The following is a 20638-nucleotide window of genomic DNA, read 5'->3' as shown; positions in this document are numbered from 1 at the left end:
CTTGGTGTGGTTATTTCTCTTCCACAACCTACCCGCGCGAATTGGTCACGATCAGGAGGAGGTTAAGCAGGATAGAAAAATGTGCTGACATAGTTGTTAAGCATTCCACAATATTAAGTTAACAAATTAGTACCGCACTCAATGGGGTACGTCAACCCTAAAGTCGATTTTTTGTTCATATCCGATGAGTCGATGCGTTTTTGGGCAGTGCTTTGTATTTGGGGGCTGTTGGTTATGGTTTCATATTGTGGGTAATGATTGTGTCAAAAGTGGGACTGTTTGCATAGCGTTGCTGTAGTAATGCGAGGCAAATATCGCTAATTTTAAGTGTTATCATAAATTTACTATTTGTAACTTTTTCAATTGGTTAACTTTTGCTTTTCTTTTCGATGGAGATCGAGTTATTCGCTTATTGAATGTCTATTAATGGCCATCCACTTCCAGAGATGAATGAGTGGCGAAAGCAGTTAGATAGCTACGACAACAAAGGATTGATTTGGCGTCAACGTTCGGATCAACGTTGGGACTTTGAAGATTGGCAAAGGGATGACTTATCTCTGTCATATCCGGAGTAGTATGCTTGCACTTTGACCCACTTAAAGCGGCGACCAAATTTAGGTTGCCGCTTTTTTGAGGAGAGGTCTTATCAGGATTTGCTCTTTATCGCAAAAGTGGTGAAAAGTTGCTCACTTCTGTGGCATTGGTAGATATAGTGTGGTGACTGATCTGTGAAACCGTGAAAGGAGTCATGTGTTGAAAAGAGGATATATTCATTCAGCCGTGTATTTGGCGTGTTTGATGTTGTCGGGGTGCCAACTTTTAGTTCCTCATTCTCAAGTGGATGCAGTCACTCCGATGGCTGCGAAGAATCACGTACAAAGTGTGCAGTTGATCGATCAGCAAATGGATCGCTACTTGAACCAAGATGGCAGGGAGTTATTCTTGAGCCAAGTTATGGTCGCGTTGGAATCAGACAGTCGCACTAAGTTTAAAGGTAAAGATCCTGAGACCTTTTCTTGGTGGAAGATTCGTGTCAAACCCAAACAATGGAAAAGTGCGGAAATCACTAGCCTTGTGGACGTTGGTGTCGATATCTCTCATTCATTTGAGTTTATGGATGTCACTTACCGCTCAAAAACTACGCTTAATTTTCTTGCCAAGCCAAGTTTAACAGCACAAGTGCTTGGAACCCTGAGCAAAGATGAAGCGTTTAATGTTATTGCGAAGGTTGAAGGTGAACCTTGGTTATTGGCAGAGCAAAATGGGGCGATTAAAGGTTATGTTCATGAAGAATACGTACGTAGCCATGTCGTCAACCGAGATATTCTTTCGATTAAGCCTAACCCATTATTGGCCAGTAGTGCGAAAAGCATGGACACCCAAACGGTGAATGAAATTTTCGGTCGCTATACATGTCGTGATTTAAGTTATGAATTAACCAAAGATGATGATATTGCCACGGCTTCGTTTAGAGCCTGCCGCAAGCAGAGAAAAATCTGGTATATCGATGTTCCGATGATAGGTACGAATCAACCTTAGCATTATGGCTTCCCCCCTTTGCCCCTGATGCATCATGTCAACGGGGCAATTTCTACCTTTGCTTAACTCATATCCTCCATATTCTTTCACTCATTATTCTTGATGGTATCCCGTTATCCATTCACCACGTTACCGTTATGCCGTTGCTTTGGCTCGCATACTTCGTGAATGATTTTTAATTCAGCACCACGGGTTCTTCAAATCGTTGCTTCGCTAGCAAACCAAGTCAATCTGGTTAAATCAAGCATCTCGAGGTGACTTGAGTAAATGTGAGCGATAAAGGCAATGACACTGCTAATATCCGCAAAATAGTAGTGATGCTCGCTGATATATTTTGGCTTAAGAAGAGTAAGGCTGAGCGTGTCAGATATTCTAATATGGCCAAATTGAGTCTGAGTTATTCATCGTGACCCTTGGTTTTGGTTTGGAATGATAGCTCTAATGAATGGGTTGGCGGAGGGTTAATGCAACTCATTGGTATGCTAAATGTATTATCAGAAATGCCTAAAATGACGTTTTATAGTTTTTTATGTTTTTACTAAGTGTTTGATTTTAGTTAATTAAATACCTAACTTGCTAAAATTTAGTGATTAAATCTCAATCTAGTTGCGAAACCTTGACTGATTCGTTGATAGTACGGTTCAAGTCGGAAGTATCCGAAATATAAATATAATGAAAATTGGGTTTTCTATTTCTCACTAATGAGTGAATTCTCGCGGCCGTAATTGGCGTGAGAAAACGTTCTATTCGTTATGAACTCATTGAACCAAATTGATGATTACAAAAGAGGCGCACTCCATGTTAGAAAAAAAAGACGCGATGAGCGCAATTGCTAGCTACCGTATGGAAAGCACATTGCGTGGTGTTGATTTAAACTTACTGACCGTATTTGATGCTGTGATGCAAGAACAAAATATCACTCGTGCAGCACACAACCTCGGCATGTCACAACCTGCAGTAAGTAACGCGGTTGCGCGTCTAAAGGTCATGTTCAATGATGAGCTATTCATGCGTCAGGGGCGTGGTATCCAACCCACTCAACGAGCGCGCCAATTGTTTGGTCCGGTTCGTCAAGCGCTGCAATTGATCCGCAATGAGCTGCCAAGTTCAGTATTCCAAGCAGAATCATCAACTCGTCTATTTAAACTGGCGATTTGTAGCCCATGTGATATGCGCTTCGCACCAAAGATCATGGAGAACGTCCATGAGCAAGCGCCAAGTGTTCAGCTACATCTAGATGCAGAGTTTGATCGTCTTCTGTCTGAGCGTATGCGCTACCAGGAAATCGACTTCGTTATCGACTACGCTCGCTTTGATGACCAAGGTTTTTCAAGCACAGAAATCTTTAAAGACGAATTGGTTGTGATTGCTTCTAAAACACACCCACGTATTCAAGGTGGCGTCTCAACAGAGCAACTGATCAATGAAAAACACGCGAAGCTATCACGTGTGCATGGCCAACGTAGCTTCTCAGAGCAAGCATACCGCGAACTTGATTGCCAAGCCGCTTACGAAGGTTCAAGCCTTAGCAACTTGCTTTACGTTGTAAGCCAGTCGGAGCTGGTGACCATTGCACCTCGTTGGATGGCAGAAAATACAATTAACAGCGACCAACTCCAAATCTTAGACTTCCCATTTGAAAACAAAGAAATCAGTGGCTACCTAAGCTGGCATGAATCGAGTGAGAAAGACAAAGGTCATATCTGGCTTCGTGATCTACTCATGATCACGTGTGGTGAAGTCGTCGCATTGAAATAAGTTTTATCATCGTCTGAACAACTGGTCAGATTGGATTTGTAATCATCAATTTTTACAATTCCTTGGCCCCGAGAGATGCCAGTCTTTAGGGGTCTTTTTATTTTGTCTAATTAGTATACGAAACAGCAGCTTAAGTTGTTCAAATTTTCGGCCGTTTAGGGCGTGCTAAACTCTTATTAGTGATAGTCGTCTCTTAATAATAATAAGTTTGATAATGGTCAGTTGCGTTTTTAAGCTCCGAGGTTACACTTGTGCGCTCAATTAGCTTACAACTGTAAGCCAAAAGGTAATGTAAAGAAATGGCCAAGTTAGATTTTCATATTGTTAAACGTATTCGTGAACAAATTGCGAAAGGTAGTACTCGTGTTGCACTCAAACATAAAGTGGGTGACACATGGGAAGGTATTACTTGGGAGCAATTTGGTCAGCAAGTGGATGCTTTATCGCTTGCACTTTTGGCTCAGGGATTGGGAGTCCAAGATAAGGTCGGCATTTTCTCAAACAACATGCCACAATGGACCATCGCTGATTTCGCTGCGCTGCAATTGCGCGGTGTAACAGTACCTATTTACCCAACTAATACGGCGGCACAGTCTGCATACATTATCGATAACGCTGATGTAAAAGTGCTGTTCGTTGGTGAGCAGCCACAATTTGATGCCGCCGTCAGCATCTTCGAAGAGTGTAAGCAGCTTGAGTTAATTGTCGCGATGTCTGACGACATTGAACTGGGTGAGCATAGTTTTGCTATGACTTGGAATGACTTCATCACTCAAGGCGATGAAAGCCAGCAAGCGGAGCTAGAAACTCGCTTAGACCAAGCTCGAGAAGAAGACTTACTGACGCTTATCTACACCTCTGGCACAACAGGCCAACCGAAAGGTGTGATGCTAGATTACGCTAACATCTCAGCGCAACTGGAAGGGCATGACCAACGTTTGAGCCTGACTGAAGATGATGTGTCGCTGTGTTTCTTACCGCTATCACACGTATTTGAGCGTGCGTGGACTTTCTACGTACTCTACAAGGGCGGCACAAATTGCTACCTACAAGATACCATGCAAGTGCGTGATGCATTGAGCGAAGTGCGTCCAACTGTCATGAGTGCGGTGCCTCGTTTCTACGAGAAGATCTTCTCAGCGATTCATGAAAAAGTATCACGAGCACCATTCCATCGTAAGATTATGTTCACTTGGGCGGTGAACATGGGCGCGAAGATGGCTGCGTGTCATCAAGAAAATCGTAAGCCATCGCTAGCATTGCGCAAGTCGTACGCATTGGCAGATAAACTGGTTCTGAGCAAGTTACGTGCGCTACTAGGCGGCCGTATTAACTTTATGCCATGTGGCGGTGCGAAACTGGACGAGACGATTGGTCGCTTCTTCCATGCGATTGGTATCAACGTGAAGCTTGGCTATGGTATGACAGAAACCACAGCAACGGTGTCATGTTGGGATGACCAATGTTTTGATCCTAGCTCTATCGGTATGGCAATGCCGGGGGCTCAAGTTAAGATCGGTGAGAACAACGAGATCTTAGTGCGTGGCCCAATGGTGATGCGCGGTTACTATAAGATGCCAGAAGAAACGGAGAAGACATTTGATGAACATGGCTTCTTGAAAACGGGTGATGCGGGTTATATCGACGAGAATGGTAACCTCTTCATTACTGACCGTATTAAAGAGCTGATGAAAACGTCTAACGGCAAATATATTGCGCCACAAGTGGTTGAAGGCGCGATTGGTAAAGATCACTTTATTGAGCAAATTGCGGTGATTGCAGATACTCGTAAGTTCGTATCTGCGCTGATCGTACCGTGTTTTGACTCTCTAGAAGAGTACGCTAAAGAGCTCAATATTGCTTACCATGACCGTGTAGAATTGATTAAGAACCATCAAGTGGTCGAAATGCTTGAAAAGCGCGTCAATGACCTACAAAAAGAGCTCGCTAAATTTGAACAAGTTAAGAAGTTCAAACTATTACCGAAAGCTTTCTCGATGGATGATGGTGAATTGACTCCAACACAAAAATTGCGTCGTAAGGTCATTAATGACAAATACCAAGACGAAATCGAAGAAATGTACAATGATAAGTCAGATAAAAAGTAACTTACGCTGACTTAGATTTCTGATTGATGAAATTATCCCCAGTTGCCTGATATTGTGCGGCTGGGGATTTTTTATAATGGCCTTTTCCTTTTCTTCCCATACCTTCCTGATGTAAACGCACTCAAAATAAATATTTTAGTAAAATTATCTGCTTTATTTATTTTGTTTATATCTGTATTGCTCTAAATCCATCTCTCTTTATAGCGTGCATCCCTGTCTTTATTCTGCTTTGCAGCATCTTGTTCAAAATTCGATCTCTATCGTGTTAGACCCAATGATAATAAAACGTTACATTTGTTGTGTTAACCTGTGATTTGTTATGACAAGCACAGAGCATAGCTGAAAACGTGGAAGTATTTCGATTAGGCTACGAATAAGACCTAGACTATGTAAAACCAGACCGATCCGTTGGCCTTACGGTGGGGAGACTGGTAAGGAGAGCAATTATGACAGTAATGTTGTCAGGGGCAGAGATGGTGGTGCAATCTCTGATAGAAGAGAATGTAGAACAGATCTTTGGGTATCCTGGTGGTTCTGTACTGGATATTTACGATGCATTGCATGCCAAGACTGATCAAATCAAACACGTATTAGTAAGACATGAACAAGCCGCGACTCACATGGCGGATGGTTATGCTCGAGCAACGGGTAAGCCGGGTGTGGTATTGGTATGTTCGGGACCAGGTGCGACCAATACCATCACGGGTATTGCAACTGCGTATATGGACTCGATCCCAATGATCGTCATATCAGGTAACGTGCCAAACAACCTAATTGGTAATGATGCTTTCCAAGAGTGCGACATCGTGGGTGTCTCTCGTCCGGTAGTAAAGCACAGTTTTTTAGTTAAGAAAGCCGAAGACATTCCTGAGACAATCAAAAAAGCCTTTTATATTTCGACCACTGGCCGACCAGGTCCAGTTGTGATTGATTTGCCAAAAGACATATTGAATCCTCAAATCAAGCTTCCTTACGAGTATCCTGAAAGCATCTCAATGCGCTCGTACAAACCAACCACGTCCGGTCACAAAGGACAAATCAAAAAGGCACTGAAAGCACTGCTTGAAGCCAAAAAACCAGTACTTTACGTAGGTGGCGGTGCGGTTATTTCTGGTGCGCATGAGCATATTCAAGAGTTGTCTGAACAATTGAATCTCCCCGTCGTCAGTACCTTAATGGGGTTAGGTGCCTTCCCAGGTACACACAATAACGCGTTGGGTATGCTTGGCATGCACGGTACTTACGAAGCGAATATGGCAATGCATGAAGCGGATCTGATCTTTGGCATTGGCGTACGCTTTGATGATCGTACGACCAACAACTTAGAAAAGTACTGTCCGAACGCTAAAGTGATGCACATCGATATTGATCCTTCATCTATTTCCAAGAACGTGAAAGTGGACTTACCGATCGTTGGTTCGGCCGAAAAAGTGTTGGAGACCATGGTTGGCCTGTTGAGTGAACAGGGCGATGGTAACGATGAACAAGCGCTAGCTGCGTGGTGGGAGGACATTCAAGGTTGGCAAAAACGAAATTGCCTAGCTTACGAAACCTCACCTGAGCGCATCAAACCACAACAAGTGATCGAAACATTGCACAAGCTCACTAATGGTGATGCTTATGTGGCGTCTGATGTTGGTCAGCACCAAATGTTTGCCGCGTTGTACTATCCATTCAATAAGCCACGCCGTTGGATCAACTCTGGTGGTCTAGGTACGATGGGCTTTGGCCTGCCTGCTGGTATGGGCGTTAAATTTGCCATGCCCGAAGAAGAAGTGGTGGTGGTGACTGGTGATGGCAGTATCCAGATGAACATTCAAGAACTGTCGACGGCAATGCAATACGATATTCCAGTGAAGATCATCAACTTGAACAACCGATTTTTAGGCATGGTAAAACAGTGGCAAGACATCATTTACCAAGGTCGTCACTCTAACTCATATATGAGTTCTGTTCCTGATTTTGCTGCAATTGCAGAAGCTTATGGTCACGTCGGTATTCGTATTGAGACGCCAGATCAGCTCGAAGCTGGTCTACAAAAAGCGTTAGATATGAAAGATCGCTTGGTGTTTGTTGACATCAACGTAGACGAAACCGAGCACGTATACCCAATGCAAATCAAAGGCGAGGGTATGGATAAGATGTGGCTAAGCAAAACGGAGAGAACGTAATATGAGACACATTATTTCTTTGTTAATGGAAAACCAACCAGGTGCTTTGTCTCGCGTGGTTGGCCTATTCTCCCAGCGCGGCTATAACATCGAGTCTCTAACGGTCTCTCCAACGGACGATGAAACGTTATCGCGGCTGAATATCACCACGACCTCAGATGAAATGCAGCTAGAGCAGATCCAGAAGCAATTGAATAAGCTGATAGATGTGTTGAAAGTGCAAGAGGTGACGGAATTTGATCATATTGAGCGTGAGCTTATGATGGTAAAGGTCAAAGCGAGTGGCTTTGCTCGTGCTGAAGTCAAACGCACTGCCGATATTTTCCGAGGCCAGATTGTCGATGTGACCGCTTCTCAGTATACCGTCCAACTAGCAGGGACGAGTGAGAAGCTTGATGCCTTTATTCAAGCAATCTCCGAAGTTACCGATGTGGTTGAAGTGGCGAGAAGTGGTGTGGTTGGCATTGCCCGTGGAGAGCGCTTTCTAAAGCCTTAGTGAAGTAAAATGTTATTGTAGAGAAGCCACCCTGAGAGGTGGCTTCTTTATGATCTTTGACTTTGTTAAGCAATATCGATCGCAGTCTCAATGCGCTGCATTGAATTGAGTAAGTGATTATCAAGCAGGCTTATTGCTTCTTCGCTGTTCTTTGCGAGTACCCGTTTCATTATCATCTCATGTTCCTTCATGTTGAACGGATTGCCACTTTCTGAGTTCAACGTTGCCATGGCGAAGTAGCGGTAGCGTTTGATCTGATTAATTAAATCACTGAAGAACTCGAACATGTTCTTTGAATCTGCGCCTTCAAGTAGAGATATATGAAACTGAAGGTGACGCTCTTCCCACTCTTTCCAGCAGAACGTTTCATTAAAGCTCAAACGTGATAATTCGTCATATGACGTCAGTACATCTAATTCCCAGTCTTCATTTCCAGCTAAAATGGCCTTTTTAAGTAATACCGAAGAGACAACACGGAGGCTTTCATACAGGTCGTTTAGTTCTTCTTTACATACTGGAGCAACCCAGCAGCCTTTTTGCGGTTCAAGTTTTACGTACTTACTCCAAGAAAGTTGCACCAATGCTTCGCGAATTGGTGACGCACCGACATTGTATTTCTCTTTCAGTTCAGCAACCACAAGCTTTTGACCTGGTTTGAGTTCCCCAGTCAGGATGTCCTGACAGATCAGTTTTGATACTTTGTCGGTAAGGGTGGGACTAGACACAAGCAACCTCATTGAATTTTTTTATCGTATCGACAAGTAAACAGTACGCAGTTCTGTTATTTTGATAATACAGTGTACTGATTATGAGGGCAAGGTAATATATATAAAAAAAGAGGGCCGAAGCCCTCTCTTTATTTAACTAATGATTTAATCATTCAGTCTTATAGAACGTGTACAGACGCAGTGTTTGTAGTGCCTGAAGCTACTAGAGCACCAGAAACCATAACGACGATATCGCCTTTGTTGCCTAGACCAGATTCTAGTGCTAGCTCTTTACCCGCTACGTAGAATGCGTCAGTGCTATCGATAGAATCAACAACTACTGGTGTAACACCTTTAGTAAGAACTAGCTGTGCAGCCGTTTTAGTGTTAGTTGTTAGTGCTAGGATATTTGCAGTTGGGAAGTACTTACGTACTGAACGTGCAGATTTACCACCTTCCGTTGCAACAACGATTAGTGGAGCAGCCAGTTTCTCAGCTGTGTCTACCGCACCTTTACATACTGCTTCAGTGATACGTAGACGTGGGCTATCTAGACGAGAGCCAAGCTCAGCTTTTAGTACAGAGTCTGTACGTTTAGCGATTTGAGCCATGATTGTTACTGCTTCTACAGGGTACTTACCTTTAGCCGTTTCACCAGAAAGCATTACCGCGTCAGTACCGTCCATTACTGCGTTCGCTACGTCGCCAGCTTCCGCACGTGTTGGGCGTGGGTTGTTGATCATAGAATCAAGCATTTGAGTTGCAGTGATAACCATCTTACGAGCACGGTTACACTTCTCGATCATCATTTTCTGAGCGAAGATTACTTCTTCAGCTGGGATTTCAACACCTAGGTCACCACGAGCAACCATGATGCCGTCAGAAAGCTCTAGGATCTCGTCGAAGTTATCAACACCTTCTTGGTTTTCGATCTTAGAGATGATGTGGATGTTCTCACCGCCGTTTGCAGCAAGTACTTCGCGGATTTCTTGAACGTCAGATGCTTTACGGATGAAAGAAGCAGCTACGAAATCAACGCCTTGCTCACAACCGAATTTAAGGTCGTTCTTATCTTTTTCAGATAGAGCAGGTAGGTTTACAGAAACGCCTGGTAGGTTAACACCTTTGTTTTCGCCTAGAGCACCGTTGTTAAGTACTTTACATTTAACTTCAGTTTCAGTTGTAGAGATAACTTCCATCTCGATTAGACCATCGTCTACTAGGATAGTGTTACCTGTGTTTAGGTCGTTAGCAAAACCAGCGTAAGTTACTGCAACTTTGTCTTTGTTACCTACAACTGAAATATCAGTTGTGAAAGTGAATTCTTGACCAGCTACTAGATCAACGTCGTTGCCGTCTTCTAGTTTGATAGTACGGATTTCTGGACCTTTAGTATCTAGAAGGATAGCTAGCTGTTTGCCTGTGTTCTTCATTACTTCACGGAAGTTCGCGATACGAGTGCCGTGCTCTGCGTAGTCACCGTGAGAGAAGTTAAGGCGCATAACATTCATGCCTGAGTTTACTAGTTCAGTTAGTTTCTCTACAGATTCGGTTTTAGGGCCAATCGTACATACGATTTTGGTCTTTTTCATGGAAGATACTCTCCGGTAAGTATAGTTACAATTTGAAAGTCGGTTATTTACTCTGAAGTTAGGGCGCACTTGATGACATTTAGTGCCTGCCATCTACCGATTTTCCGCCACATTATTGGAACTTCAGGTTCTGAAAGTCTTTCACCAAGTTTAGTCATTTTATGACTAAAAGTTCGGCGTTTTTGGTTACCTTTTTGTGACTAATACCGCTTTATATGCAGAAAGTTGCAAAAAAATAACCGTCATTTCTGTAATTTTTTTTCTTTTCGGTGGCGAATTCTACCACTGAATGAATCCAATATCACTGTTTAAGAATTGTCTTAGAACAAGGTTTCATCGAGAAATATTAATTTTTTGGATCGAAATAAATAGACTAAAAAATTTCGATTTGACTATAATAAGTTTCAAGTCGAAACTTTTAAGTAAAGCGTAAATGTCGAAACGAAACACTCAATTAAGAAGGCATGCCATTTCTAACTTGGTAAATGAGCTTGGGGAAGTCAGTGTTGATGAACTAGCACAAAAGTTTGAAACCTCAGAAGTCACGATTAGAAAGGACTTAGCGTCTTTAGAGAAAAATGGACAACTTTTGCGCCGTTATGGTGGCGCTATCGCCATTCCAACAGAAGTGATTCATGAAGAAATGAGCCCTAATGTTTCGATTCGAAAGTTAAGTCTAGCAAAAGCAGCCGCAGCACTGATTCGCGACCATAACCGAATTGTCATCGACAGTGGTAGCACGACGGCCGCGCTGATCCAGCAATTGAATGACAAACGTGGTCTAGTGGTGATGACGAATTCTCTGCATGTGGCGAACGCGCTCAATGAATTAGAGAGTGAACCCACTCTGTTGATGACTGGCGGTACCTGGGATACGCACTCGGAGTCCTTCCAAGGAAAAGTGGCAGAGTCAGTATTACGCGCTTACGACTTTGATCAGTTGTTTATCGGTGCGGATGGCATCGACTTGGATCGAGGCACAACCACTTTTAATGAATTGCTTGGCTTAAGCAAAGTGATGGCCGAAGTGTCACGTGAAGTTATCGTCATGATTGAGTCTGAGAAAGTGGGGCGTAAGATCCCAAATCTCGAACTTGCTTGGCACCAAATCGATGTTCTGGTGACCGATACTGAGTTACAACCAGAGCATAAGACACAGATAGAACAACATGGCGTGAAGGTTATTTGCGCCTAAAAACAGAGTCCTATTTCACTTCCCTTTGAGTACAGGCCTTTGCTTGCTGCCTCTATTTAAACCATGGTCAGGGAAGAACAAAACTACAAACGGAGAGAAACACATGTGTGGAATCGTAGGTGCAGTGGCACAACGAGATGTCGCTGAAATTTTGGTTGAGGGTCTACGCCGTCTGGAATACCGCGGTTATGACTCTGCGGGTGTGGCGATTGTCGATAGCGAAACCAACCTAACTCGTATCCGTCGTTTAGGTAAAGTTCAAGAGTTAACCGATGCCGTAGACGCTGCGGAAGTGATGGGTGGCACAGGCATCGCACATACACGTTGGGCAACCCACGGAGAGCCTTCCGAAGTTAATGCTCACCCACACATGTCTGGTGATATCACAGTGGTTCACAATGGCATCATTGAAAATCATGAAGCGTTGCGAGAACTGCTTCGTTCACGTGGTTACGTGTTTGAATCTCAAACCGATACAGAAGTGATTGCCCATATGGTGGAATGGGAGCTTCGTACATCGGAAACCTTACTTGAAGCAGTGCAAAAAACGGTGAAGCAACTGGAAGGTGCTTACGGTACGGTCGCATTGGATCGTAAAGATCCTACCCGTATCGTCGTGGCTCGCTCTGGCAGCCCAATCGTAATCGGCTTCGGTGTTGGCGAAAACTTCCTCGCTTCCGATCAGCTTGCGCTACTGAACGTAACTCGCCGCTTTATGTACCTAGAAGAAGGTGACGTAGCCGAAATTACTCGTCGCGAAGTATCGGTTTACGATGCGACGGGCGAGCGTGTAGAGCGTGAGGTCACGGAATCCAATGCAGAGCATGATGCGGGTGACAAAGGCCAATACCGTCACTTCATGCAAAAAGAGATCTACGAACAACCAACGGCATTAATCAACACGATGGAAGGGCGTATCACAGCAGATTCAGTCGTGACAGAAGCGATTGGCGTGAATGCGGCAGAAATCCTGAGTAAAGTAGAGCACGTACAGATCGTTGCATGTGGTACATCTTACAACGCTGGTATGACAGCACGTTACTGGTTTGAAGATATTGCAGGTGTTAGCTGTGACGTAGAAATTGCCTCTGAATTCCGTTACCGAAAGTTTGTGACGCGCCCAAATAGCCTATTGATCACGCTTTCTCAATCTGGTGAAACAGCCGATACACTGGCAGCACTTCGCCTAGCGAAAGAGAAAGGCTACCTGGCGGCAATGACTATCTGTAACGTGGCAGGGTCTTCTTTGGTGCGTGAATCGGACTTCGCCTTCATGACCCGTGCCGGGGTAGAAATCGGTGTGGCTTCAACCAAAGCCTTTACAACTCAGCTTACTGCATTGCTGATGCTAGTAACGGCACTTGGTAAGCAACATAACCGCATCAGTAAGGAGAAAGAAAAAGAGATCGTCGAAGCATTACATGCACTACCGAAGCAAATCAATGCGGCGCTATCTTTCGAGAAAGAAATTGAAGAACTAGCGACGGATTTTGCGGACAAGCACCATACATTGTTTCTCGGTCGTGGTGAGTTCTACCCAATCGCGATGGAAGCGTCTCTAAAACTGAAAGAGATTTCTTACATCCACGCAGAAGCCTACGCCGCAGGAGAGCTAAAACACGGCCCTCTCGCACTGATTGATGCAGATATGCCAGTTATTGTGGTTGCACCAAGCAATGACCTGTTGGAGAAGCTAAAATCGAACGTGGAAGAAGTTCGCGCTCGTGGTGGTTTACTGTACGTATTTGCTGATGCTGACGCAGGTTTTGAAGGTGATGAAACCATGAAGATCATTACCATGCCTCACGTTAGCGAAATCACAGCTGCGATTTACTACACCATTCCAATGCAGTTACTGTCTTACTATGTCGCGCTGATCAAAGGTACCGACGTAGACCAACCTCGTAACCTAGCGAAAGCGGTAACGGTGGAATAAATCTGCCTGACAAGCCAAATCCGAACTGGGACGGCAGCATATCGGTTGACTCAATCCCCCCACTTGAGTCAAGCAATAAAGGCAGACGTTGGCGCTGCCTTTTTCTTTTAGACGCTATGATGGCCGGACATTATTCTCTGCCACCTTTCCATGCTACCGACAAGAGTCTCTTCACTTAATTACATGTATTGGTTGAACGTGTTTGTTATCTGTATTTAACCTTCTATCCTTAATAATTGAAATTGAAATTGAAATTGTCAGCTGCTAGCTGCTAATGGACTTTGTTATAGACAATTAGGTGAATTTACGGTGAAAGAAGGTCAGTCGAAAGTTCTTCGAAATATCTTGTTGGTTTGCACGCTTGTCGCTGTGCTTGCTGGGGGCGGTTACTGGTATATCTTGCATCAAGATCAATACCCATCAACCAATGATGCCTATGTTCATGCCAATATCGTTTATATCTCGCCACAAATATCAGGAAAAGTGCTCCGAACGAACGTAGAGGACTATCAGTATGTCACCAAAGGTATGCTGCTTGTGCAAGTCGACCCGATGCTCTTTCAAGCAAGGTTGGATGAAGCCCAGGCCGCTTATCAAATGGCGATTCAAAGTAATGAAGCAAAAAACGATGCCATATTGGCAGCGAGTGCAAATGTACGTAGCGCTGTGGCTCAGCTCGCTGATGCTCAATCAAGCTACCATCGGGTGAAAGATTTGGTCGGAAAACAACTGCTGCCAGCACAGCAGCTAGATGATGAAAGAGCGAAACTATCCTCGGCAGAGCAAAATGTGGCGGCGGCTCGAGCGAATATGGCTGAGCTAGTAAAATCTCAAGGAGCAAAAGGAACCGCCGCTCCTGAGGTGAAAAAAGCGGCGGCGGCGTTAAGCCAGGCAACACTCTCTCTTTCCTATACCAATATCTTTGCCCCTTTCGATGGTCACCTCGGAAAGGTCAGTATCCATCCTGGAAGTATTATTGCAGCAGGGCAAGCCTTGATGCCGTTGGTCGTGAATAATACATTTTGGGTAGAAGCAAACTATAAGGAAACGCACTTAAATCGCATACAGGTTGGTATGCCAGCACAGATTGTTTTGGATCTTTATCCTGATGTTGAGTTTTCTGGGACAGTAAAAGCGATATCTCCAGCGAGTGGATCTTCTTTCTCTCTTCTTCCTCCGGAAAACGCAACGGGTAATTGGGTAAAAGTGCCACAGAGATTCCCGCTTTTGATTCACTTGGAAAAGCAAAATCCACATCCTAATAAGCCTTTGCGAGTTGGCGCGAGTGCCGAAGTAACGATTAATACCGTATCCAAGCCCCCTAAACCGTAGCGCTAAGGATGCGTAATGGAAGCGACGAAAAACACCACGCCTTCGATTGAACTCTCTGAACAACAGCGAACGATTGTTACGATAGCTGTCATGTTATCCGCGATCATGGTTCTGCTTGATATGACGATTGCGAATGTTGCATTACCCAATATGATGGGGGCATTGAGTGCGACATCAGATGAAGTCACATGGGTACTCACCTCTTACTCAATGGCTGAAGCCATCTTTATCCCGTTAGCGAGTTTTCTGTCATTAAAATTTGGCGTTCGTAAGCTCCTTCTAATTTCTGTGATTGGTTTCATCGTGGCATCGGCGCTTTGTGGTCAATCGGATTCTATGGCCGAGATGGTGACATTCAGAATAATGCAAGGCGCATTTGGTGCTTCTGTTATCCCACTGTCCCAGTCGACAATGATTCAAATTTATCCAGAAAGCCAACGCGGTAAAGCCATGGCGTTGTTTAGTGTGGGCATTTTACTCGGACCAATTTTAGGCCCTGCACTGGGCGGCGTGATAACACAACACATGGATTGGCGTTGGATATTTTATGTCAATGTCCCCATCGGAATGATTTGCGTCGCTTTGCTATTCTTTTTTGTTAAATTGGACGGGCGTGGGCAGACTAGTATCGATTGGCCAATGGTGTTTTCAATGGCACTTGGCATTGGGCTGCTGCAAATGGTGTTAGACCGGGGGAATCAAGAGAATTGGTTTGCCTCAAATATGATTCTTTTTGCTTCGATAATCAGCGCTATCGCCATCATTTATTTCGTTGCACGATCTTTTATCACCAAGGGGGAAATTGCCCCAATGTGGTTGCTAAAAGATCGTAACTTAGCGCTGTCTTGCCTGATTATGGCGGCGTTTTCGATGGGGATGTTTGGTATTACGCAGTTAAAGCCGATGATGTTGCAAGAGTTACTCAACTATCCAACAGAGATGACTGGATTTGTGATGGCTCCGAGTGGCATCACATCAGCGATTGTTTTGATCGCCATTGCTCGATTTATGGATACATTGGACGCGCGTTTACTGATATTCATTGGGCTAGTTTTAAACATTATTAGTGTCTATTTGCTCACTCAGTATTCTATGGGGATTGATCTTTACTGGGTATTATTGCCGAGTATCATTCAAGGTGCAGGGATGGGCTTGGTATTCGCGCCACTAAGCCAACTTGCTTATGCGACTCTGTCGCCTAAGGATAGTGTGGGCGGGGCTGTGGTGTTCAACCTCTGCCGAACGATAGGGAGCTCGTTTGGTATCTCCATCGTCAATACTTACTTTAGCCAAACACAGCAACGAGAGTGGCACGCTCTTGGTGAAGGGATCACAAGGACAAATCCTGTCGTTCAGCAATTGGCAGAAGCGCAAGGGGAGGCGGTAACTGATCCCAACTTCTTAATCAATATACAATCTCTATTGCACCAACAATCGACATTACTGGCGTTTATTTATACATTTGGTTTCATTTTGGTCGTGTATATTGTGATCATCCCACTTTTAACCTTGTTCAAGACAAGAAAAGTGACATCTTGAGCAGGTAAGTTAGCACTTATGCACTGAGGATGAATTCGTATTTTTCGTATTGGCTATCTTTCTTTTTGGCGTAAGTTGAGCTCATTTACTAATTTACGGATGAGTAGAGTGACTTACAAACATGACATCAGAGAATTTTTAAGATTAGCAATTCTCGTTTCTAATTAATGTGTTACACGCCCGGTCAGCACAGGTGATAGGCGTGATGCTCGTGTTGAAAAATGTAAGTTTTTAAACATCTTCTAAGATTAACTTTTCAAAGAAAACGCCAGTAATCCATACTGTTGCTCTCTTTTCCCAATCTTGCATTGCACTTACCGTTGTTCACGTCCCAAGAGAGGCTTGTTCATCAGGGGGAGTGGGCGGAAACCTCAGTCCATTTCTACCCCTTATTGGACTTCACCTCCGTCGGCATGCTATTTCTTTCACGGTACATTTTTTTCCACAAATAAAACCCATAGACTGCGCCAATTCCATACTGAAGCCAATTGATCGCTCCAGAGAGATCACCAACCAGTGAGGCAGGTGTCAAGTCGGAAGTAAATAACTCCTCAATAAATAGTACAACGCCAATGTTGCACAATATCCAAAACCACCATTGCTCAACATACCGTTTGGATGTCAAAAACATCGCCGTAACCGTCAACACAGTTGTCAATGAATCCATACCAATACTTGGATCGGGCGCTATCAACTTGCCACCAAAAATCGCCTGAATGAATTGCGGTAAATGATTGAGAAATATATAGTAACCCCACCAAAACACCAAGATGCTGATAAGAGTGAACAGCCAATTTTTGGCAGAAAACACCTTAATCTCTATCTGGTTATTTTTGCTCTTCTCCAAGTTTTTTTTCCACGCGAATAACCCATATATTTGTATCGGTAGCAGTAAGAAAAGGTTCTGGATAACTTGCCCGTACAGATCATTGGTGTAAGCTATCCACGCATAAGTAATGGTATTTATAAGTATAAACGTATAAACGATCACCTCACCTCGCGCTTGATATATCGAGGTAAGTACCCCTGATAAGGCACAAACTAAACCAATGATGGCTGTGAATGAAAATAGTTCCTTGACCGTGCCGCCGATGAAAAGTGGACTGAAAAACGAAAAGAGACTACCAAGAGCAAAAATGATCACAAACCATTTTTGAAACAAGGTTAAATCGGTCCAAAACCGTACACGACCAGCAACCATAAACGCTCCTTCTTATTACTGATGCCGCCAGTACTTCTCAAAACGACATATCACACGCAATCGTGGCCAATCATCGCTTCTTGATGATTATCTCAGTGTTAATTGTGGCAAAAATTGATGATTTGGGTGTCAAAAAATTAAGCCTTGTGACGAATGAGCAATTGATGCTTAGGAGACATTCTTTCTCTGACTCGCGCCATTTTTTGAGTCGGTGGAGAAAATGGTACATCATAACCCCTCCCAACTTTTCTCGAACTCATCTTACTTTATTCTAAATAAGGTAACAAAATCATAAGTCTATGTTCTTAATAGCTAAGTTCACTTAAAGACTTAGACCAATGACCAAGTCTGGTTACAAAACTGACCACCCATGATCCCAAAGCTAATGAAGCTGACCGTTCAGGGGAAAACAACATTCAAATGACCAATTACCCTGATATGGTAATTGGTCATCATCCTTAAGCATTCCGTTCTGTCCCTGTGTTACTCGCTGAATCTCATGGCTCTATGGTCAGTTAGCATCATTTAGGAATCTAAATTATCTATATATTAATAACTTGAACCTAAGGGAACGGATGTTGGTTATATTTTTGTTGGTTCAGGCGGTGAGTTTTTCTGTGGTCCGGCTTTCTGTCGCTCTAGTACTTGCAGTGGCTTAATGAGACTAGACCGCCAATTAGGGAGCTAGCAGGTACTTAGGGCTTGAGCTTTTATTTCGGGCTACCGGGTATCGATTTGATCCAATAATCCCCATTAGCAATGAGTTCCTTGCTATCAGTTTAGACCTGATTTACTTCCACAATTCTGAGAATGGCTCGTGACAATTTTGGCTGCTCGTAGAGGAATACGAGCTGTTCCTGGCGCCTTACCTCAATGGCACGACGTTGGGGGCGTATGACTTCCCGCTCTTTCACACGATGTACAATGTCTTTGAGAAGGGGCAACCGATGAGCGAGTTAGACCATCCGTACTCGGTCGGGCAGACATTGGCATACGATCGGGCGATTACCTTTGCCATTACCCATGATATCCCCAACAACGATGTCTTCCTTGATCAGGTTATGGATGAGGCTCATGAGATTTACGCCCATTGCTACATCTTGGAACACAATCTGCACTGGGTTCTTGATACCTCGTTCCACGAAGACGACTGTCAGATCTACCGTGAGAACGCAGCTGAGGGCTTAGCCACCATTCGGCACATGGCTTTGAATATGCTGCGGCAGGAAAAGGACAAGAAAGCCACCATCCGGCGTAAGCAGAATATCGCGGCAATGAATACCACTTACCTTGAAAAGGTATTGGTTGCGGGGCTGCAAGCACATCAGATTGAAAATTGAGCATTCACGCCCTCACCCTGTCTCGTAAGTAGGCTTCGATCTGGTATCTTTGTCCTTCGATCAACTGCTTGTAACTCATGGTAATTACTTCTATTTGTTTGACGACGATAGAGTACCACCGACAGGCAGTTGATCTCTTCTCACCGTTTAACCATGAGTGGTGCACTTATTATCTGAATTCGGGCTCTCGTTTTAAATGGTTGCACATCAATACAAGCTTATCTACCTTTAATATAAATGAACGAGTATGGTTCTTTATCAAGGGGGGTAGCATGGTAAAAGTTAGGTTATCTCAAGCGATAGTCGCCGGCTTTTGGGCAACAGTTGCCCTATCAGCTATGATGCTCGTTAAGCAGATGATGGGGATCATGCTCGACGTCAACCCTGTTATGGACTTGGCATTACTTTATGCCAATGCTACTAATTCTACTCCTAATGTATTAATTGGCTGGTTGATGCACTTTGTATTAGGATCCTTGATATGGGGCATAGCTTACGCCTTGTTATCACCACATTTTCCAGGCGGCCATCTAATCCGTGGTTTAATATTCGGTGTGCTCGCATGGTTGGCTATGATGCTAATATTTATGCCTTATGTAGGACACGGATTTTTTGCAATGGGATACCACGAGGGCTTTATGCCGGCCATGGCCACGCTGATGCTTCACCTGGTTTATGGGGCAGTCCTCGGGAAGGTCTATGGGCACCTTACAGCTGAATCGGCTAAATAAACAAACTGTGGGCAAAATGGACGCTGCGATCCAACTGAACTTCATCATCGGTGGTGGCATGGCAGGACGTCATTTGGCCACTGATCTCGGGCTCGTCTGCTACACTTTAAAAGCATATGCTAGAACAATGAGTTAAAGCGCTAAGGTAGTTCCACGGTAGTCCAGAGGGCTAAAAACGAAAAAAGCCTGACAGCGAAAACGCTCTCAGGCCTTATGGAATATGGTGGCCCTCCCAGATTTGAATCTGGGGCTTAAGGCTTTGTTTTTTATTCTTTGCGGTTTTTGTTGTTTGTTACTATCGGTGTTACATAAATAAAAAGTCACTCAATCAATCAGCATTAACATAGCAAGTGATCCCATCGTCGCTATCAATTTCTATATTGCCTCCGCATCGAGGACAAGGTTCACCGTACGTCCATTTGAGGATGTTTGTGGTTCGACACTCTGGACATTCATCAAGTGTTTCTAATTCGTAGGGCAAGGGAAGATGCGAGACTACTTGATCAAATAATGTCTCACAGGTTGAGCAATAGAATGTTTGGGTAGGGCCACTCATCATGGCACTTTCTCCACCAGCAACGGTTGCTTTAAGGTCGCAAGTGGAGCATTTATATGGTCGTAGAGTCGCCATGCTGTTTTCCATCAATGCTTTGTACTTGGAGTTTAGCTACTAAGACAAATATTGCTCAAACTTAACTTTCTATGGGTTAACCACAGTGGCTTAAGTTTAGGTTGTTTGTCTACATCGAATCATTTTTGGACATTATGATTGAGGCAAACTGGCAGCTCGGAACACTCAAAATCTGAAAAAAGTAGCACATGCGTAGCACAGTGGTTGAAAAGCAAAAGGCCTGAGAACAAATTAATGCTCTCAGGCCTTTCTGTATATGGTGGCCCCTCCCAGACTTGAACTGGGGACCAATCGATTATGAGCGAAGTCCCGAACCCATACGCCGTGGAATCAACATAGCATCGCTGCCCCGAACCTCATCT

At 44.0% G+C, this 20638-nt stretch carries 14 protein-coding genes and 1 pseudogene; 12 read left to right on the top strand and 3 right to left on the bottom strand.

The annotated features are described in order from the left end of the window. Positions 1-416 precede the first annotated feature (416 nt). The 6 genes from ACVA54_RS13595 to ilvN all read left to right on the top strand — a co-directional run bounded on the left by ACVA54_RS13595 (position 417) and on the right by ilvN (position 8072). Entirely contained in the window at positions 417-575 is a 159-nt protein-coding gene (locus ACVA54_RS13595) for a hypothetical protein (protein WP_446649693.1), read from the top strand. A gap of 223 nt (positions 576-798) precedes the next feature. After that, on the top strand, positions 799-1539 hold the full coding sequence (locus ACVA54_RS13590; RefSeq protein ID WP_446617575.1) for an SH3 domain-containing protein: 741 nt from the start codon (positions 799-801) through the stop codon (positions 1537-1539). A 798-nt stretch (positions 1540-2337) separates the two neighbouring features. Then, positions 2338-3297, top strand: a complete 960-nt coding sequence (calR, locus tag ACVA54_RS13585; RefSeq protein WP_446649692.1) for a LysR family transcriptional regulator CalR — start codon at positions 2338-2340, stop codon at positions 3295-3297. Between the two features lie 299 nt (positions 3298-3596). Further along, complete coding sequence (locus tag ACVA54_RS13580) at positions 3597-5405, top strand: AMP-dependent synthetase/ligase (protein ID WP_099079922.1); 1809 nt, start codon at positions 3597-3599, stop codon at positions 5403-5405. Positions 5406-5851: 446 nt separating this feature from the next. Further along, positions 5852-7576, top strand: coding sequence for an acetolactate synthase 3 large subunit (locus tag ACVA54_RS13575; protein WP_099079921.1), 1725 nt, complete (start codon positions 5852-5854; stop codon positions 7574-7576). Between the two features lies 1 nt (position 7577). Beyond that, the gene (gene ilvN / locus ACVA54_RS13570; RefSeq protein WP_099079920.1) at positions 7578-8072 is read left to right on the top strand and encodes an acetolactate synthase small subunit; all 495 of its coding nucleotides are present in this window, start codon (positions 7578-7580) and stop codon (positions 8070-8072) included. A gap of 65 nt (positions 8073-8137) precedes the next feature. On the opposite strand, the gene ACVA54_RS13565 is transcribed toward ilvN, so the two are convergent. Both ACVA54_RS13565 and pykF read right to left on the bottom strand, forming a co-directional pair. After that, on the bottom strand, positions 8138-8809 hold the full coding sequence (locus ACVA54_RS13565) for a GntR family transcriptional regulator (protein WP_446640086.1): 672 nt from the start codon (positions 8807-8809) through the stop codon (positions 8138-8140). A 149-nt stretch (positions 8810-8958) separates the two neighbouring features. Further along, positions 8959-10371: a pyruvate kinase PykF gene (gene pykF / locus ACVA54_RS13560; RefSeq protein WP_099079918.1), complete on the bottom strand. Its 1413-nt coding sequence runs from the start codon at positions 10369-10371 to the stop codon at positions 8959-8961. A 433-nt stretch (positions 10372-10804) separates the two neighbouring features. On the opposite strand from pykF, the gene ACVA54_RS13555 reads away from it, so the two are divergent. The 4 genes from ACVA54_RS13555 to ACVA54_RS13540 all read left to right on the top strand — a co-directional run bounded on the left by ACVA54_RS13555 (position 10805) and on the right by ACVA54_RS13540 (position 16373). Further along, a complete protein-coding gene (locus tag ACVA54_RS13555) occupies positions 10805-11566 on the top strand; it encodes a DeoR/GlpR family DNA-binding transcription regulator (RefSeq protein WP_119464033.1) in 762 nt (253 codons plus the stop codon). A 103-nt stretch (positions 11567-11669) separates the two neighbouring features. Further along, the gene (gene glmS / locus ACVA54_RS13550; protein WP_099079916.1) at positions 11670-13502 is read left to right on the top strand and encodes a glutamine--fructose-6-phosphate transaminase (isomerizing); all 1833 of its coding nucleotides are present in this window, start codon (positions 11670-11672) and stop codon (positions 13500-13502) included. Positions 13503-13811: 309 nt separating this feature from the next. After that, entirely contained in the window at positions 13812-14834 is a 1023-nt protein-coding gene (locus ACVA54_RS13545; protein ID WP_099079915.1) for an HlyD family secretion protein, read from the top strand. Positions 14835-14849: 15 nt separating this feature from the next. Beyond that, a complete protein-coding gene (locus tag ACVA54_RS13540; RefSeq protein WP_099079914.1) occupies positions 14850-16373 on the top strand; it encodes a DHA2 family efflux MFS transporter permease subunit in 1524 nt (507 codons plus the stop codon). A 382-nt stretch (positions 16374-16755) separates the two neighbouring features. Here the strand turns inward: ACVA54_RS13540 and pnuC are convergent, their stop codons facing one another. Next, entirely contained in the window at positions 16756-17574 is an 819-nt protein-coding gene (gene pnuC, locus ACVA54_RS13535; protein WP_446640081.1) for a nicotinamide riboside transporter PnuC, read from the bottom strand. 1103 nt (positions 17575-18677) lie between these two features. Between pnuC and ACVA54_RS13530 the strand changes: the two are divergent. Beyond that, a pseudogene (locus ACVA54_RS13530) lies at positions 18678-18914 on the top strand (transposase); the annotation flags it as partial. 272 nt (positions 18915-19186) lie between these two features. Beyond that, a complete protein-coding gene (locus ACVA54_RS13525) occupies positions 19187-19645 on the top strand; it encodes a DUF6789 family protein (protein WP_446617561.1) in 459 nt (152 codons plus the stop codon). Positions 19646-20638: the final 993 nt, after the last annotated feature.

Source organism: Vibrio sp. PNB23_22_6 (assembly GCF_052877535.1).
The sequence above is the reverse complement of the archived record's forward strand: the minus strand, read 5'-3'. Positions and strand labels throughout refer to the sequence as shown.

Excerpts from the sequence above, each read along its gene's own strand:
- ACVA54_RS13575 (WP_099079921.1), top strand. The coding sequence starts at position 5,852 with ATGACAGTAATGTTGTCAGGGGCAGAGATGGTGGTGCAATCTCTGATA.
- calR (WP_446649692.1), top strand. The coding sequence starts at position 2,338 with ATGTTAGAAAAAAAAGACGCGATGAGCGCAATTGCTAGCTACCGTATG.
- pykF (WP_099079918.1), bottom strand. The coding sequence starts at position 10,371 with ATGAAAAAGACCAAAATCGTATGTACGATTGGCCCTAAAACCGAATCT.
- ACVA54_RS13595 (WP_446649693.1), top strand. The coding sequence starts at position 417 with ATGTCTATTAATGGCCATCCACTTCCAGAGATGAATGAGTGGCGAAAG.
- ilvN (WP_099079920.1), top strand. The coding sequence starts at position 7,578 with ATGAGACACATTATTTCTTTGTTAATGGAAAACCAACCAGGTGCTTTG.
- ACVA54_RS13590 (WP_446617575.1), top strand. The coding sequence starts at position 799 with ATGTTGTCGGGGTGCCAACTTTTAGTTCCTCATTCTCAAGTGGATGCA.
- glmS (WP_099079916.1), top strand. The coding sequence starts at position 11,670 with ATGTGTGGAATCGTAGGTGCAGTGGCACAACGAGATGTCGCTGAAATT.
- pnuC (WP_446640081.1), bottom strand. The coding sequence starts at position 17,574 with ATGGTTGCTGGTCGTGTACGGTTTTGGACCGATTTAACCTTGTTTCAA.
- ACVA54_RS13525 (WP_446617561.1), top strand. The coding sequence starts at position 19,187 with ATGGTAAAAGTTAGGTTATCTCAAGCGATAGTCGCCGGCTTTTGGGCA.
- ACVA54_RS13555 (WP_119464033.1), top strand. The coding sequence starts at position 10,805 with ATGTCGAAACGAAACACTCAATTAAGAAGGCATGCCATTTCTAACTTG.
- ACVA54_RS13580 (WP_099079922.1), top strand. The coding sequence starts at position 3,597 with ATGGCCAAGTTAGATTTTCATATTGTTAAACGTATTCGTGAACAAATT.
- ACVA54_RS13540 (WP_099079914.1), top strand. The coding sequence starts at position 14,850 with ATGGAAGCGACGAAAAACACCACGCCTTCGATTGAACTCTCTGAACAA.
- ACVA54_RS13565 (WP_446640086.1), bottom strand. The coding sequence starts at position 8,809 with ATGAGGTTGCTTGTGTCTAGTCCCACCCTTACCGACAAAGTATCAAAA.